Source organism: Halorubrum rutilum, from assembly GCF_042665015.1.
In the GTDB taxonomy this organism is placed as follows: Archaea; Halobacteriota; Halobacteria; order Halobacteriales; family Haloferacaceae; genus Halorubrum; species Halorubrum rutilum.
The window spans coordinates 1-16,155 of sequence record NZ_JBHTBL010000021.1 but is presented as its reverse complement, the minus strand read 5'-3'; the positions used below and the strand labels follow the sequence as shown (position 1 = coordinate 16,155).

Annotated in this window: 14 protein-coding genes and 1 pseudogene; 9 read left to right on the top strand and 6 right to left on the bottom strand. The window is 56.8% G+C overall.

Translation table 11 applies throughout. The features are described 5' to 3' along the window. The 4 genes from ACFQMF_RS15610 to ACFQMF_RS15595 form a co-directional block, all read right to left on the bottom strand. Positions 1–1,027, bottom strand: a 1,027-nt coding sequence (locus ACFQMF_RS15610; RefSeq protein WP_379792302.1) for a transposase, incomplete at its 3' end; no start/stop codon positions are given. A 126-nt stretch (positions 1,028–1,153) separates the two neighbouring features. Continuing rightward, positions 1,154–1,480: a hypothetical protein gene (locus tag ACFQMF_RS15605; RefSeq protein WP_256410078.1), complete on the bottom strand. Its 327-nt coding sequence runs from the start codon at positions 1,478–1,480 to the stop codon at positions 1,154–1,156. Positions 1,481–1,730: 250 nt separating this feature from the next. Then, positions 1,731–2,090 carry a hypothetical protein gene (locus tag ACFQMF_RS15600; protein ID WP_256410077.1) on the bottom strand — a complete coding sequence of 120 codons (360 nt, stop codon included), beginning with the start codon at positions 2,088–2,090 and terminating at the stop codon, positions 1,731–1,733. A gap of 65 nt (positions 2,091–2,155) precedes the next feature. Then, a complete protein-coding gene (locus tag ACFQMF_RS15595; protein ID WP_379792300.1) occupies positions 2,156–2,302 on the bottom strand; it encodes a hypothetical protein in 147 nt (48 codons plus the stop codon). A gap of 234 nt (positions 2,303–2,536) precedes the next feature. Between ACFQMF_RS15595 and ACFQMF_RS15590 the strand changes: the two are divergent. Next, positions 2,537–2,902: pseudogene (locus ACFQMF_RS15590) on the top strand (zinc ribbon domain-containing protein); the annotation flags it as partial. A 126-nt stretch (positions 2,903–3,028) separates the two neighbouring features. On the opposite strand, the gene ACFQMF_RS15585 reads toward ACFQMF_RS15590, so the two are convergent. Continuing rightward, positions 3,029–4,201 carry a COG1361 family protein gene (locus ACFQMF_RS15585; protein WP_256410076.1) on the bottom strand — a complete coding sequence of 391 codons (1,173 nt, stop codon included), beginning with the start codon at positions 4,199–4,201 and terminating at the stop codon, positions 3,029–3,031. A 435-nt stretch (positions 4,202–4,636) separates the two neighbouring features. Between ACFQMF_RS15585 and ACFQMF_RS15580 the strand changes: the two genes are divergently transcribed. From ACFQMF_RS15580 to ACFQMF_RS15555, 6 genes are all read left to right on the top strand, one after another. Further along, the gene (locus ACFQMF_RS15580; protein ID WP_256410075.1) at positions 4,637–4,774 is read left to right on the top strand and encodes a hypothetical protein; all 138 of its coding nucleotides are present in this window, start codon (positions 4,637–4,639) and stop codon (positions 4,772–4,774) included. 231 nt (positions 4,775–5,005) lie between these two features. Then, positions 5,006–5,557 carry a hypothetical protein gene (locus ACFQMF_RS15575; protein WP_256410074.1) on the top strand — a complete coding sequence of 184 codons (552 nt, stop codon included), beginning with the start codon at positions 5,006–5,008 and terminating at the stop codon, positions 5,555–5,557. A 350-nt stretch (positions 5,558–5,907) separates the two neighbouring features. Further along, entirely contained in the window at positions 5,908–6,180 is a 273-nt protein-coding gene (locus ACFQMF_RS15570; RefSeq protein WP_256410073.1) for a ribbon-helix-helix domain-containing protein, read from the top strand. Positions 6,181–6,190: 10 nt separating this feature from the next. Further along, positions 6,191–6,490 carry a type II toxin-antitoxin system RelE family toxin gene (locus tag ACFQMF_RS15565; RefSeq protein WP_256410072.1) on the top strand — a complete coding sequence of 100 codons (300 nt, stop codon included), beginning with the start codon at positions 6,191–6,193 and terminating at the stop codon, positions 6,488–6,490. Positions 6,491–6,744: 254 nt separating this feature from the next. Further along, positions 6,745–6,924, top strand: coding sequence for a hypothetical protein (locus ACFQMF_RS15560; RefSeq protein WP_256410071.1), 180 nt, complete (start codon positions 6,745–6,747; stop codon positions 6,922–6,924). A gap of 60 nt (positions 6,925–6,984) precedes the next feature. Beyond that, the gene (locus ACFQMF_RS15555; RefSeq protein WP_256410070.1) at positions 6,985–11,433 is read left to right on the top strand and encodes a beta strand repeat-containing protein; all 4,449 of its coding nucleotides are present in this window, start codon (positions 6,985–6,987) and stop codon (positions 11,431–11,433) included. Between the two features lie 84 nt (positions 11,434–11,517). On the opposite strand, the gene ACFQMF_RS15550 is transcribed toward ACFQMF_RS15555, so the two are convergent. Further along, positions 11,518–11,745 carry a hypothetical protein gene (locus tag ACFQMF_RS15550; RefSeq protein ID WP_256410069.1) on the bottom strand — a complete coding sequence of 76 codons (228 nt, stop codon included), beginning with the start codon at positions 11,743–11,745 and terminating at the stop codon, positions 11,518–11,520. 78 nt (positions 11,746–11,823) lie between these two features. Between ACFQMF_RS15550 and ACFQMF_RS15545 the strand changes: the two genes are divergently transcribed. Both ACFQMF_RS15545 and ACFQMF_RS15540 read left to right on the top strand, forming a co-directional pair. After that, positions 11,824–13,572, top strand: coding sequence for a hypothetical protein (locus tag ACFQMF_RS15545; RefSeq protein WP_256410068.1), 1,749 nt, complete (start codon positions 11,824–11,826; stop codon positions 13,570–13,572). Positions 13,573–13,679: 107 nt separating this feature from the next. After that, positions 13,680–15,785 carry a S8 family serine peptidase gene (locus ACFQMF_RS15540; protein ID WP_379792296.1) on the top strand — a complete coding sequence of 702 codons (2,106 nt, stop codon included), beginning with the start codon at positions 13,680–13,682 and terminating at the stop codon, positions 15,783–15,785. Positions 15,786–16,155 lie beyond the last annotated feature (370 nt).

Here is a 16,155-nt window from a genome sequence, read left to right as displayed (position 1 = left end):
TCGGGAGGACTGGTGTTCTCCCGACCGCCCGGTCTGGTGTGAGTAGCAAGTTCGTTAATACCCACAGATTGTAGAGAGCTACAGCAAACAGAAAGTAGAATAACCGGACAGAGAATGTCGGTGAGGACGTTTTCGGGAGAAACTCCGAGACCTTTCGGTAGGATGTTTCGATACCCCACCGATGACGATAGGCTTCTGCCAGCGGTTGAGCGAGGTCACGCGTGACTTCGCGGTTGGTGACGAGGCAGAAGTGATCGTCCTCACGGGAGCGATGCGGGACAACGACGAGCCGGACTGTCGTCCGGCCCGTCGGTGGATTCGACCGTGCCATCTCGTACTCCGAGACGAATGTGTCTTCGTCGTGGTCGGCGATAAATCGCTGTACCTTCCGCGTCTGTGGCGCACGCGTGACGAACTCAACGCCCAGTTCTTCTAGCGCCAACGCGAGATGGACGCGGTAGAAGCCACGATCGAGGTAGACACGATTGATTTCGACGTACTCCCGTGCTTGTGAGATGAGTTGGCGGAGCGCCTCCGCCAGCTCGTCGGTCTCATCACCGTCCAGCGCGACCCATCCAAGTGTAAATCGGACACGTGGATCGACGATACAGATGGTGGCAAACTTGTAGGCACAGTCGGTTCCTCGGTCAGGATCAGTCCGCGAGACGTGCGATGTGTCGCTATCGCCGTAATACAGCCAGTCGTGAACGTCGATTGCAACATCAACTGGCTGTGTGAACAGCCGGTTGCGAGTTGCTTCAGTGAGAACAGCATCGCGGACGCGGTCAAACTGAGCGTTGACCGCCTCCGCTTCCAGTCCACGAAGATGGTACAGCAGGGCTCTCGCCAGTGAATTCCGTGACTTAGCTCCAACATCTATGTCATCACCACGAGCAAGTTGATACGCTTTCGCGCCAGCGTTAGCAAACTCGTTGTCGAAGGCAATCCGAGCGAGGACTCGCTGGAAGTCCTCGCTCGGATGGGTGCCGTTGTCCGCAACACCGAAATTCAGCTCCGGGAACAGCATCGACGAAGCGGCACGACTCACCTAGTTCGCCTCGGCTGTCTCGACCATATCGAGACAACGACCGCGACGACAATCGATTCTCTCCCACTTCAGCAACTACTGTAAAACCGTGGGGTTTCTGCTGTATTACTTCTGAGCCGTGTCTCCTATTTTGCTGGTGTCCTGAACATGCGCGGACAGGTGTAGCGCCATCGACGCACGCCTGACCGATCGACGTGGATGCCCATTTCTCGTCACCCGCAGCTCGGGTGCCGCCGTCTTGATCACGAGACCGAGCCAACGTGGCGCCGATTGGCCGGGCGGCCACGTGAGCTCGCCGTCCTCGTTGAACGTGAGCGTCCAGTCGTCAATGTCGTGTTCGACCTCAACCACCGTTGTCTCGTCACGCTCGTCGATCGCGACCGCGACGGCGTCGTCAGCGTCGAAGCCGAGCTCTGGGAGGTCGACCGTCATCCGCGTAGCCTATGAGGGCATACCCGGAGCGAAGGGTTGATACATGGTAAAACGAGGGTGTACTTTCAGGGTGGGGGTCGCGCTAGACCTAGTTGCGATCTCGCGGCCGCTGCATCTCGGTGACGGTGACAGTGAAGGTAGTCCCGCAGTGTGGACACACGGGTCTATCAGTAACCGATCGCTCATCCGTCGATGTTACTACCACCGACTCCCCGCATGAACACTCGAATGCGAGTTCCATTTCCACTAACTACATGAAAAGAGTGAATATATTTTTTTTCAAACAGGCTACGATCAGTGTGGGATTAAGAACGGGGATATGATTGTTATGGAAGTGCAAAGAGAACGCCACGCCCTTTACAGTAGTTGCCGAATCTGACTGAGGCTCTTGATGCTGGGCTGTGTTGGTTAACAGATGATCCAGACAGCTGAGGCGAAACAGGTTTGCCGTGCTGCGTCGGCGGTGCTGTTCCCAGAGCTCGAATTCGGCGTGAAACCGTGTGGAAAGTACACGAGAGAGGATTTCCAAGAAATCCTCTCTCGGATTGCTTTTGATCAGGAGCTCGCAAATACGGGTGGGAAAACGCTCCAGCTTGATCGTGACGAGCACGTCGATATCACCGCTACGCTCGAAATTCGCTCGCTAAATCGCTGCTGTACCACTTGCGCAATCCCTCACCAGACGCCGTCACTGACTAGTTCGATGGCGTCCGAGATCGAGTGTTCGAAGTCCCCTAGTCTCAGCGCCAACTTCCTGCGTTCGTCGATGTTGCCATCGATCTCCACGAGTGGCGCTTCTACGGGTCTGCCGACACAGGCCACGTCCTAACCACGTATCCAGATCTCGGAACGAACAAAGCGTTTTGCTTCGCAACACTGTATATTGTCGCTCCTCGCACGCGATTTACGCTTGCGGTGGTCCCGATGGACGCGAACGGCTTTCGCGCCAAGCGCGAAGCCGTTCGTTCCTTGCCCGAGACAGCCAAACAGTACGTCTCGATTCGACACGCCTACCTCGACCGTGGATTCGACCAAATTCACGTCATCGCAGAGTTAGCAGCATGGAATATCTTCACCGACATGCTCGAAACGAAGTGCGAGCGGGAAGCCACGTATTTCGCGGAAGTTGAACCCGAAGGAACCACCAAAGAGTGCGCCCAGTGTGGCGTCGAAACCGATAAACCTCTGTGGGTGCGTGAGCACTCCTGTCTTGCCTGTGGCTTCAAGGCGGACAGAGACGCAAACGCAGCGTGGAACATTCTTTCTCGCGGACTCACCGATCTAGGAGTGGGACACTCCGAATTACCGCCTGTGGAGACTGCGCTCGCTGTGGACACTGCGGTTGTGTCTGCAAAGCGCGTCGTGGAAACAGGAAGCCCCTGCCTCAAGGAGCCGCCGAAGGCGGCGAGTAGGCAGGGGTAGTTCACTACGGAACAAGATTTGATTCGGCAACTACTGTTTAGCGCGAGGAGGATGTCAACGTAAATCTCTCGCCGCAATTGGTGAGGGCGCCGCACGCCCTCACTCGCCGGAACACGACTCACACACCTATGACTGACCGAACGCAGTGACAACCTCACCGAGTTCACTCGCAGACACGTCTCCTTGTCCAAAGTCGGCGACTGCGCTCCCCAACTCACTTGCAGTTACATCACCGTCATTGTCCTCATCATACTCGCCAGCAGCGCCGTCGAGTGGTGATGCATCCTTGATAGTAAATTCAGTCCTTTTTGTGGACGTTTCTATATTGCTGTCTGCGACCGTGCCTGTTATCGAGTAGTTCGTTCCAACGTCTGCATCCGTCGAGATATTCAGCGTGTACTCCACTCTAACACTATCACTAGAATTGAGGTCATCAACTGTGACCGTGACAGCAGTTGCATTTGCTGTTTCAGTTGCTGGCGTGACAGAATCTTCACCGACAGTCACTGACTCAATTTCCGTCTCGTTGACAGCAGGCGTAACTACTTCACTGATCGTAAGCGTACTGTCTCGCGCTTCCGTTTGCGTAGTGACCGTCAGTTCTCCGCCAGGTGCCACCTGATTGGAGCTCAGGTTGCGCTCAACAGCGTACTTTGTCACATCAATCTTATCAGTACCGAGGGACGCTTCGCCATCATTTGTGACATCGCCTGTGATTGAGTAGTTTGTCCCAACTTCTGCATCAGTAGACACTCCAATACGGTATTCGATGACAATATTGTCACCGAGATTCAGTCCATCAAGCGCGACGGTTGCACCAGTTGAATCTGCTGCGCTCGCAATGGGGATCGGCGGGTCTCCATTAACAGTAATTGACTCGATCGACGCGTCATCAACAGTCGGATTGAAGTTCTCAGAGACGGTAAACGTGTCACCTTGTGCCTCCGCCTCCACAGTAACGGTTACCTCCCCACCAGGGACGACCTGGTCAGAGCTCAGTGTGCGTTCAGCAGCGGGCTCACTACTTGAACTGTTGTTGCCAGCGGTTTGATTCGCTGTGTCGGCAACTAGCGCGCCGTTTCCGAGAGCGAGATCCCAGCTGGAACCGCTCAGATCACGAGAAGTCGTTGTTTCTCTCGCTCCGGTAGTTTCCTGTAGGGACTGCGTTTCAGAGACGGCATTAGCATCTTGAACACTGTTCATGTCGCTGCTCGTCTCAATAGCTGCACCGTCAGCAGCCACGACACCGCCGCTCACTGTAGCGACAATCACCAGGAGAGTGATCACAATTAGTCTCATCTCAACTCCATGTGACACTACCGTGGCTTAAACATTAGGTGACATCTGACAGTTTTGAAATAATACAATACATATGTGTATCACAGTGTTGATGTCGTTCCGTCTTGGGATTCTGCCATGAGCGACCGAGATGGGATTCAGCCGTCTGAGCGGTCCACTTCCGACCGGACGAATCGCTCTTCGAAGTACTGCGACACGACATCCCTCTGTTCGCAGTTGGAGTCGTAACTAGTTGCCATCATACCAGAGAGCCCCTACAGCAGGGGGCTGGCACCCGGGCCCTCATGGGCTGCCGCGTGTGCGTGACATGTCTCGTTCCATCTCGGAGGTGGGTGCCAGCAGAAGACAGTATCACACCACGTGGCAAAATACTTCGCTTCGTAACAATAGAGAACGATCCTACACGCTCTTTTCGATTTGGGATAGACAGCCCGTATGGCCGAAACTTTCGCTGTCGACTGTCCGGGCTGTGGCACGACGAAGAGGCCGATGACCGATCACGACGGCACGATCGGCGTCCACTACTCGTGGGGTGTCACCTTCTCGGTCGATATCGAGGCGGTCGACGAATGACGGGAGCGGTAGCCAGCGCCTTATGTGAGAGCGAGAGGCCGCGCACGTGGGCGAAGCAGAAAGCAAAGCTACTCGCTCGCCTCAACATCTTCCTTCTCGCGAGCGCGCCATGCGAACGCGCATACAAAATCCAGAAATAAAAGCCGCTCGCGGCGGAGACACGCTCGCTCGCCGGCCAGAAGCGTGTTTCTCGCCGATAGCGTTATCAGTCAGCCGGTGGTATCATGTAGCATGTCTTATTCTCTCGTCACCGAAGCCGAGTTCTGTTGGGTCCTCGACTGGCTTGGCCCGGCGGGTACACGTGAGATTGCCGAGCACCTCCCAACCTCATACAAGGGCGCCTACATGCGCTTGCGACGGTTTGATGGCACCTACGTCGAGCACGAGGAACCCCCACAACGCGATTTCAGGTGGTGGCTGACTGATGCTGGTCGCGCCGTAGTTGACGAGGCCGATCTCCCGCCGATCGAAAAGGTGGATCTCGAAGAGTACTTCGCCGGACGCCAGACCAGCCTTAACCCGAACACCATCCTCCACGAGATTGCGATTTATGAAGCCGAGTGGACGCCGACGAGCATGCTGTACGATGCGCTCCCATACGCGAAATCGACGATTCGCGTCCGGCTGATAAGAATGCACGACGACGAGCTCGTCGAGCGCGACGATAGCCAGAAAACAAATCACTGGCGGCTGACCGCGGCCGGCCGGGAGCAACTCGCCGAGGCTGACGACACCACGCCACACGACGATACCAAGCGCATCTTCGAACAAAGCACCCTCTAACAGTTGACGGTTGACAGTTGTTGGTAATACGATTTCTTTATTCTGGTGTTTGATGGCCAGTTAGCAGTTGTTGTGAATACGATTTTTTATTCACGGAACCGCGTGATGTTTAGTCGCCGATTCGCCTGTCATCAGTCGGATTTCTCACTCCGTTGTTTCGCCGTTCTTCTCTGAGTTCTTACACTGGTCTGACCGGGGTTCGACGGGCTTCACTCGAAGCTCTCCGAAGCCGTATCGGGAGTGTGAGCCGACCCGCTGGAGGCCGTTCTTCGCGGTCTCCACCGGGCGGTCGCCGATCCGCGCGACGACTGAGCGACAGTTCTTTGAGTACCACCCGCATACCACGCATTATGAGTACGGACGCGAGCGACAACGGCGACGGAGACATGGTCAAATTGAACGTCAAAGTCCCGAAGCGGCTTCTCGAAGAAATCGACGAACTGGCTGAGGAATTGAATTACACCAACCGCTCGGAGTTCATCCGTGAGGTTCTGCGCGATACCACGGAGCCGATTCTGACGCCCGGCGCGCAGGAGGGCGTCTCGGAGGGCTACGCGGACGTTGCAGCGGGGCGGACGATGTCCACGGACGAGGCCCGCGAACGCCTCGGCATCGACGACTGAGGGCTAAACGGTGGCTCACGAGATCGTTCTGACAGAGACGTTGGTCGAAACGCTGGAACAGTTTGAGACGGAGGACGCCGAGCGGATCATCACCAAGCTGGAGGACATCGGCGACTTTCCGGACCATTTCCTTGACCGGTTGAAGAACCATCCCGGCTACAAGCTTCGCGTCGGCGACTTTCGCGTGCTGATCGATTGGGACAAGGACAACGAGGTGATCTACGCCATCGACGCCTTCGAGCGGAAGAAGGAGTACCGCGAACTCGGCAAGTACCGAGAAGTGTGGGGGAGCTGGAGAGACGACGAGTAGGAGGCGACACGACGTGGCAAAGGAGAAAGACGAGGATGCCGACTGATTCTCAGAGCCCGTGTGATCGACTCACATGAATAGGGAGTCACGGTAACGAATTGCGAGGTACAGCCGCTCTATTTCCCTCATATGTTGCTTGCGGCACACGTTCGCGTCACCGTTAGCATTAACACAGGTGCGCCCGACGTGCAAGTCGTAGCGTGCCGACAGGCTACACTGAACTACCACAAAAATGATAGCCGGATGATAGCGGTATGAGTGAAGCAATGACAAACGAGGATAGCAACGGCCCGATGGCGCGGACGACAATCGAGGTCGACCGCCAGGTGTGGCGGCAAGTGCGCGCCGAGGCCGTGAGTGAAGGCAAAAACGTCTCCGAAAAGCTCGAGGAGATCCTTCGGGACCATGTCGAGCTCGAGGATGACACTGCGTAACCAACTTATAATGGTAGATAAGCAAGCCCGGTCGTTCGGGTATACGGACGGAGGAATCGCATGACAGGCGGTCAAAAGAATATCCGCGAGAAGTTCGGTGCCGTCTTCTTCGCGTTCGTGATGGTCACCTCCATGGTGGCTATTGGAGGTGCCGCGTTCGCTGGAACGGCGGCAGCACAGTCGTTTGCGGAAAGCGGGAGCGGCAGTCCTGTTGATATCGCTGGCAACAACGCCGACACGTCCCAGAAGCTGGTTGCGGACTCAGGCAATAATATCGACATTACTGGTCTGTCGGCTAGCGGAGATCAAGACGCCATAAGGATCAGCCTCAGTGAGCTTGAAAACGCGGGGGCAGATCTGAGTGATGTCACCATCTCGGATGTTAACGCCGGGACTGGGACTGTTAATTTCCAAAACGTCGACGCTGAGGATGAGGAAATCCAACTCGTTGTGACTGATGATGGTAGTGGTAACATTGTCATCGATTCGCTTGAACTGAGCGGCATTGGCACCAGCGGTGTGTCGACCGCCTCAGGGCTACGGTATACGATCCGTGTGGACGATGGAAACAGCGGTGACTTCAACACGAACTTCGAAACCGCTGCAATCTCCCAGACGCCCACATTCTCGATTGCCACGGTTGAGGTCGAGAACATTGACACTGGGACCGTCGTCACCGAGAGTAGCCTGAGCAACGCAATCGATGAGGCAAACAACCCCACTGATCTTGACGGGGAAGCTTCGGATCAGATTGAGATCCGTCCTGGTTCAGGCACGTACACCATCGATACTGCGCTTGACATCAACGCGGACAACACGCGTATCACGGCTGATGGTGCGGATGTTACCTTCGAGAACAACGGCGCTGCTCCGACTCTCCAAACGGATAATGACGGCGTCGAGGTCAGTGACATCACCTTCGATCAGGCTGGCAATGCCAACGACGCGATTGTGGTGAACGATGATGCTCAGCTGACTGTCTCCGGGAGTAACTTCACCGACCCCGGCGCACCGTTTATAGATGCAGATGTCGGTGGCGGTGCTGACGACGCGCTGACTCTCGAGGACAACACTTTCGAGGGTAATGACCAGTCCGTCGATGGTGTCCAGATTGTCGACAGTGATGAGGGTCTTGAGCTCACTGTCACGGGCAACACATTCACGAACCTGAATGACGCGGTACAGACGTCCGAGAGTGGTGCGTTCCGTAATGTTGCTGACTTCAGCGGAAACACCTTCGAGAGTAACAGCTACCACATTAGTGACATAGCTTCCCAATACGGTGATGTCACCGGAGATCCGTCGCTAGATCTGAGCGCAATCTTCCAAAACAATGAATTCGATCAGACGGCTGTCACTGTCGACGAGGACGGCCAGACCGTGCGCGGTCAAGCTGGAGGCCTCATCCTCGGAATTGGTGGTGACACACTAGCTGGAAGCGCCTTTGCTGATGGTGACGTCGGTGTCACTCCTGAAGTCACCACATCTGGTGAATACACGATTGAGCTGAGTGAAGGCGACTTCACGCAGACCAGCCAACTCCGTATCGGCGCACAGCCGGATGCTGTCACTGTGCAGGGTGCTGGTGCCGATACGACGAATGTGACTCTCGCAAGTAGCAGCGGTGGACCGAGCGTCCAGCTTGGTACTAACACCGACACTGACACCGTGTCCGATGTGACGATTGATGGGCTGACCCTCATTAACGATGACAACAGTAACAGTGAGGGCACGATAGCTGAAGGCTCGGGTGACAATCTCGGGACCCTGAACGGTCTGACCGTTTCGAACGTTGACTTCGAAGCGGCTGGTGGCGACACCGTGGTGGACCTGACTGGTGCCAGTACGATCAACGATATTGAACTCAGCAACAATGGGTTCGAGGCAGTTGATCCGAGTAATGACGACTACAACGCCATTGATCTCGGTGACAACCTCGTCGGTGAGGACGCGACTGTCACCGTCGATAGCAATACCATCAATGGCACCGTCTCGAGTGCTTTCACCGGGATCGATCTCGCTGGTGTGAATGATGACGGTGCGGCCGTCGAAATCACTGACAACGAAATTGTCGGTGTGAATTACGGCACGGGAATCACGGCCACCGCGAACACGGTTCAGTCACTTGTAGTCTCGGGTAATACGATTCTCGGAGCTGACGACAGTAGCACCGTTGGTACCACGCTCACCGGGATCAGTGTTGATTCAACGGACCAAGGTGACAGCGTCGAAGTAACCGAGAACGATATTTCCGGGCTGACGACGAGCAATCATGACAGCATCGGTCTCGTGATTGCAGACGAAGGTACCGGAGCGACTGTCCAGGACAATACCTTCGACAATAACGACGTTCACATCGACTTTGACGCTGACGTTGGAGCTGGTGATGGTGCTTCCAACGGAGCTGAGGCGCTCGAGTCTGACAACGAATTCAATAGCTTCGTCTACATCACCAGTAACGAAGAGGATGACTTCACCAATAGCCTCGTTAACACCCAGCGGATTTACGGGACTGTTGGGGGCGGTGTTGGTGATGTGGGTGTAACCGGTAGTACTGCCGGAGACTACGTGCAGGTCCGCCCCGGAACCTACGTTGAGTCTGGAGTCGGAACTGGAGATAATGCGGGCGCGAACGTAGTTTCGACCGGCTCGGCAGATGAGACGGTGCTGACTACCGACGCGGAATCCACAATCCTCGCTATCGACAGCGGTCACGAGGTTGACGGATTTACCTTCCAGTCAACTACTGATAGTGCCCAGTCTGACGTTACGATTAGTGGCGGTGCGGATGCCCAGCTCCTCAACAGCACACTTGAAGGGGCTGGCACTACGGACCGAGTCGGAATCACGATCTCTGATAGTGAGGGCGATACGACTGAAGTGAGTAACGTTACGGTCTCCAACTACGCCACAGGCATCACAGTCAGTGGCGTTACTGGCTCGGCTACGGTCCAAGACAGCGTCATCACCGGGAGCGAAACCGGTGTTACGCTCCAGAGTGGGCTTGGAGAGTCGGTGCAGCTTGTCCGGAACGAGATCGCTGGGAATACCCTCGGCGTGAACATCCAGGATACTGGTGACAACGACCACGTCATCCACTTCAACGATATCGTTAGCAACGAGGTGGGTGTTGAATTTGCTGACGCCAGTGCCGCCTTCAGCGCAAAGGCCAACTGGTGGGGTAGCGAAGATGGCCCGACCATCACTGAAGAAACTGGCGCAGATGCTGATATCCTTGTCAGCAACACTGACAACCTCGCCCGGACAGACGCTGAACTCCGGCCGTGGTTGACGAGCTCCTACACGGAGCTTCCGCAGGACCGCATGGTTGTCGTCACGGATCCGACCGCACCGCCCGCTGACGCCACTGGTGGCGAAGGTGCGCTGGTGCTTGTGGCCGTTCTTGATGATGACCTTGCCGGTCAATCCAATGTCAATCCGGGTAGTACGACCTTCGTCGTTGACGGGCCCGACACCCTGATTGACACTGCTGGCAGTGAGGAATCTCTTGGACAAAACGCGGTGAACGGTCAGTTAAGCGCAGTCAGTCCGCTGCTTGTGCCAGACGGTACTGACGGAGATGGGAGTACCGCGACGTTCGGTACTGATAGCATCGTTCCTCAGAGTGATACGCCCGGTGACTACGAGATCCAGGCGGTCAACACTGAGGACGCCGTTGACAGTGGCTCGGCCGTCCAGCAGTTCTCGGGCGCCGTTGCCGATGTCAACGTGACCACAGACACGACCAACCTCGCCGCTGACGGCGAGACCACCGCGAACGTGACCCTTCAGCTGGTCGACAGCGACGGGAACCCCGTTCCGCGGAGTCTCACAGACGGCGACATCAGCTGGTCGATCGATAACAACCAGGCCGCTGGCGTCGAGCGTGTCAGCGCTGACACGAACACTGACGCGAACGGTCAGGCCACGCTGACGGTGACCGCCGAGACGGCCGGTGAAACGTTCACCGTGACCGGCATCGACGGCTCCAACAACAACGCGGACAACGTCGAGATTAGTACGGTTGAGCCGGCAGCGGCCAACCTCACGCTCGACCTGGTTGAGGGTCCGACGACCATCACCCAGAACGAGTCCTTCAGCGCAACGCTGAACGTCACCAACGTCGGTGACGCTGCGACCACGCAGGATATCACGTACGATCTCGAGGACGAGACTGGCATCAGCCAGCTCTCGGCCAGTCAGGAGGTCTCCCTCGACGCGGGCAACTCGACGGAGATCACCTTCGAGGTGCCGGCCAGCGCGACGGCCGGTCTCGACACGGGTAACTACACTCACGTGTTCGCGTCCGACAATGACGAACTCACTGTCGACGCAGAGGTCGTCGCTCCGACCGACTCGCCGCTTGACGGTGCGGCTGGCGAGTTCGACGATGATGGTGACGGCACCATCACCGCCAGCGAACTCGGTGACGCCGTCAATGCGTTCGGCCAGGGCAACCTGACCGCTGCCGAACTCGGTGACGTCGTCAACGCGTTCGGTCAGTCGTAACTAACCACCCGCTCCCACACGGGTTCCTTGCAGTGCGGCTGCGGCTTGCGGCTCCATTTTTTGGACGGCTTCATGACTCAGTGACTACACTGTCGAGAGCGGCTCAACAGCCTGCTCGCTCGGCGTGAACTGCTCGTCTTGCGAACAGCGTCGCGTATTCGCGAATGCCCGCGTCAGCGTCCCAGCCGACAGCGTTGTGGCGCCGCACGGGCTGTCTCCAAGCCGATCTTTCTTGTGGGTCCACAGCCGCGTGCGGTCGCCCTGCGTCGGCGTGAGCCGTCCGACCTCCACCGTGAGGAGTTTGACCTCCATCGAGAGACGTGTCGGCAACTAATTCGAGAGTTTCAGCGCAACCCACAATATTAGTGGGAAGATTCAGTATCATGTGACATGGTAACTCGCCGTCAGTTTTGTCTTGCCGGGGCGGTTGGGGTGCTGGCTACGACCGTTAGAACCGCGGCTGGACAAGAGGAGGTCACAGCTACAGGGCGCCTCAGCTCAGAGGCAGACACAAGCGTTGATGGGACCGTGATCCAGTTCAGCAATGTCGAGACGGGAGAGCAGATCGAGTATACGGTCGGCGCAGATGGGGGCATCGAGCTGTCACTTACCGTTGGGACATACAGAGTGACGACTATCGATGAGAGCGGAGAACGAAACCAGATTCCAGCCATCTATTCGTTTGACAATATTGAGATTACGACGGATGGAGATATCAGGGAGCTTGTACTACCCGAAGGATACCGAACACTGATACAGTGTGTTGATACGGAGGGCAACCCCATCGAAAGTCTCCCGGTCAATTTTCGGGCTGCAAACGGAACGGGACTCCCGCCAGGCCGGTTCACTACCGATGCTGATGGGTACGTCACCTACTTCGATGCGGCCGGTCGGGGTGTCGAACTCGCCGGCGAAACGGAAATTGAGGTGCAATCACCAGCAGATCCCAATCAAGTACAATCGCTCCGGACAATCACGGTGACCGACGCGACCGAGATTGAGGTCACGGTATCGAATCCACAGCAGTATACGTACAACTTCGAATTAATTAGCGCGGATTCGGAGGCCGGGTTCCGGTTCCCGTATTTCCTGTATACGCCTCCAGCGGAGACGGTACAGAACAGCGGGGATCAGGTCTTAGACAGCATTGAGACCCGACCGTTGGTCGTCGGTGTCGTACTGCGAGCGGGAACAGAACCACGCGATCAACAGATTGCGGATGGGCGGGCAGAGATCCAGTCAGGGCGTGGCCGCGCAATCGCGGATGAGTTGAATACGCCTGCTGTGGTTGCGCTGCTTCCGAGCAGTCCCCCAGACGGTTCATTCGAACTGCTCGATCAGAATTCGCTCCGCAACGCGGAACCGCCGTACGACCGGCTTGATCAGCAGTTGCTCGCGATGATCGATGACGCTCGAAGCCGACTTAATGATGAACCATACACTGTCGCAGACACGGTCCAGCTGTACGGGTTCTCAAACAGCGGCCGGTTCAACGACCAGTTCACGATTCTGCATCCTGATCGGGTCAACGCAGTCTCAAGTGGTGGGAACGGATTCGCCACGATCCCGCAGGCACAGCTAGATGAAGCGATCCCTGTGCGAACCGATCCTGACACCACCACGCTTCCGTGGCCGGTAGGGACAGCAGACCTCGCTGAGCTTACCGGGACAGCGTTTAAGAAGCAAGCGTGGCTTGATATCGATCAGTACCGGTATATTGGCGGCGAAGATCAAGGGAATCCCGACAAATCAGATCTCGATAATGAGTATATCCACGCGAAGAGCTATAACGCCTGGGGAGACCGGCGACAGCAGCTTCTCGTGGATGTTTTTGGCTGGGAGCAGGTTGACGAGCGGTTCGCAACGAGTCGCGACATCTTTGAGAATGTCGGGGCTGCAGCCGAGTTCAGTGTGTACGATGGAGTCGGACATGAGACTCCCCCTTCAGTGACCAACGATATTCTCGCGTTTCACCGACAACAAATGATCGACGAGTTTGAGTCAGTCGTCGCCCGCTACAGCGGCGATGACGGAGAAGTTACGGCCAATGACCTTGGCGACGCCGTTACGGCGTTTGGAGAGGGAGACTTGACAGCCAGTGAGCTTGGTGAGGTCGTCACGGCGTTCGGTCAGTCTTGACATTCTCCTCTGCCTGAAAATGGAGGAATCATGAGCGGTAGCGTATGAGGATTTGCAGTCACGCACCGCAGATGTGTTTTTCCCGTAATACTTTTGCGACGGCATTGATGATACTGATAATGAATTCGCTCAGCCGGTCTCGTCTTGCTCTTGTGGTTGTCGTGGTGGTAGTGGCCGTCAGCGTGGCGGCTGTAGCACCAGTACTCTCACAGGAGGCAGAGCGGCCGGAGAACGCAAATATCTCACCGCCAGCCGACACGACGACATCGGCAGTTGAGACGGAGGTTAGTGACGAGTCACAACAGTACACCGTCGTCGCCACCAACAGTACTGCCATGGACATCGAGGAGCTCGAAGCGTACGGCACTGTTGGAACGCAGGTGGAGACGCAAGTGGAGCTAACGACGACGCCCGACCAGATATCTGCAGTTCGAAACCTCTCGTGGGTGAGTGAGGTCCATCTCGCTCAGTCGGCAGAACCTGCTGATGTTTCGGGGCCTGGGGCAGCTGACACGCTCGGGGTGAGTGGCCTCCACGAGCAGGGGATCACCGGGGACAATGTCACTGTCGGCGTGATCGATGGTGGCTTCGATCCCACAGATCCGGCGATTGCGGAGAACGTTGCTAACACCGAGCAGTTCGCCGCCACCGGATCCACAGACCACGGGACGAACGCTGCTGCGACGGTGGTGAAAACAGCACCAGACGCACAGCTCTCACTTGCGACGATTCAGACAGCGACGGATTTTGCGGCCGCGCTCCAGTATTTCCGTGAGCAAGATGTTGATGTTGTTGTGGCGCCACTCTCCTTTCCAGGCTTCGACGATGACGGCGACCATCCGCTGACCGACGATGTCGATCAGACGCGGGCGGACGGAATTCTTGTGATCAACAGTGCGGGAAATGACCGCCAACGACACTGGCAGGGTGAGTATACCGATACTGATGGTGATGGCCTCCATGAGTTCGATCCGGCTGACGAGACGGCCTGCGTCCCGAACTGTGAGACGGTTTTCAGTGGCAGTCTACAGGTGAATCTTCATTGGGATGCCGACGGTGACGACAGCAGCTACCGGGTTTATCTCTATAATCCGGTTAGAGAGGAGTACCTAGTTGGCTCAACCACGATCATATCGGAGCCTGATGAGCGCTTCGAGCGGATCAGGACGAACGTTCCCCAGCAGCCGATCGACCTGGTTGTTCAACACACCGGTGGTCCAGCCGATGACGAACTCGAAATCACCGTGTTCGGAGCACCGACGATTGAGGACCCGGTCGCTCGGTCATCCGTCAAGCCGCCGGCGGATGTCCCATCAGTTGTGAGTGTCGCGGCGTACCGTCGTGATAATGAGCAGATCGCGTCATACAGTTCGGTCGGCCCGAACGACGCTGAAGAGGATGTCGTTGACGTGGCGGGCTACACGAACGTGGAGGTCCGTAACACGGTATTTACTGGGACATCAGCAGCTGCGCCTCAGGTGGCCGGGGTGGCCGCCCTAGCGGCCGATGCCGGTGGCCCTGACGTGACGGCTGATACACTGGCGTCGGCACTGGACACAACCGCAGTGGATGTTGGTCCATCGGGACGTGACACCGAGTCGGGGGCCGGCGTCGTGAATGCGACCGCGGTCACGGCCCAGCTCACCGAAAACACAACTGACAGCGACGCGACGTTCCAGGCAACTCGGGCCATCGGTGAAAACCCCACGCCGGGAGGGAACGTAACGGTTACCACAGACGTAACAGTAGGTAATGGGAGCGCGAATCTTGGGGTGAGCGAGAGCTTCACGCCGACAGTTGGCGGGGCCGAGATCGAAGCAGTGCGGATTGATGGCGAGCCAGCTACGCCCACCGACCTGACGGCTAGTGCCGCCGACGAAACAGGCGTGACCACGGCGATCCGTGCAACCGCACTCAGCGACGGGACAAACGTCACAATAACGTATCAGGTGACCGCGCCTGAGACAAACGGGACAGCAGTAACGATTGCCGGCACAGCTACGAACGGGCCAGACACGACAATTGAGATCGGTGGGGATACGGAGTTTCGGACGGTCACCTCACCGCTTGACGGCACGGCAGGGAGATACGACACTGACGGCGATGGGTCAATCACGGCTGCCGAGCTTGGTGACGCCGTCACCGCATATGGTCAGAATAACCTCTCTGCTGCCGAACTCGGTGACGTTGTCACTGCGTACGGACAATCGTGAACGACCAGATCGGACTCCGATCCGTTCGATCGCTCCGTTGAGGGTGGTGGGAGCCCAGCGCCTATTTCCACAGCCGACCTCATGGTTGTGGACAGCAGAACAGACAGACCTGTGATTCGTGAGCAGACTGAATGCGAAATAATTAGTATGGTTGCCACCCGTCGTGAGAGTATTCACGTGCAGTCATCTGATTATCGCTCTCTCAGACTCCTTGTGGTTGTGCTCTGTCTCGTGAGTCTGCCACTCATTGGCGCTCACGTTAGCACAGAGACAGCAAGCGCGACGGTTCCGATCACCGATCAAGGTGGGAATCAAACCACCACCGATCAAGGTGGGAATCAAACCACCACCGATCAAGGTGGGAATCAAA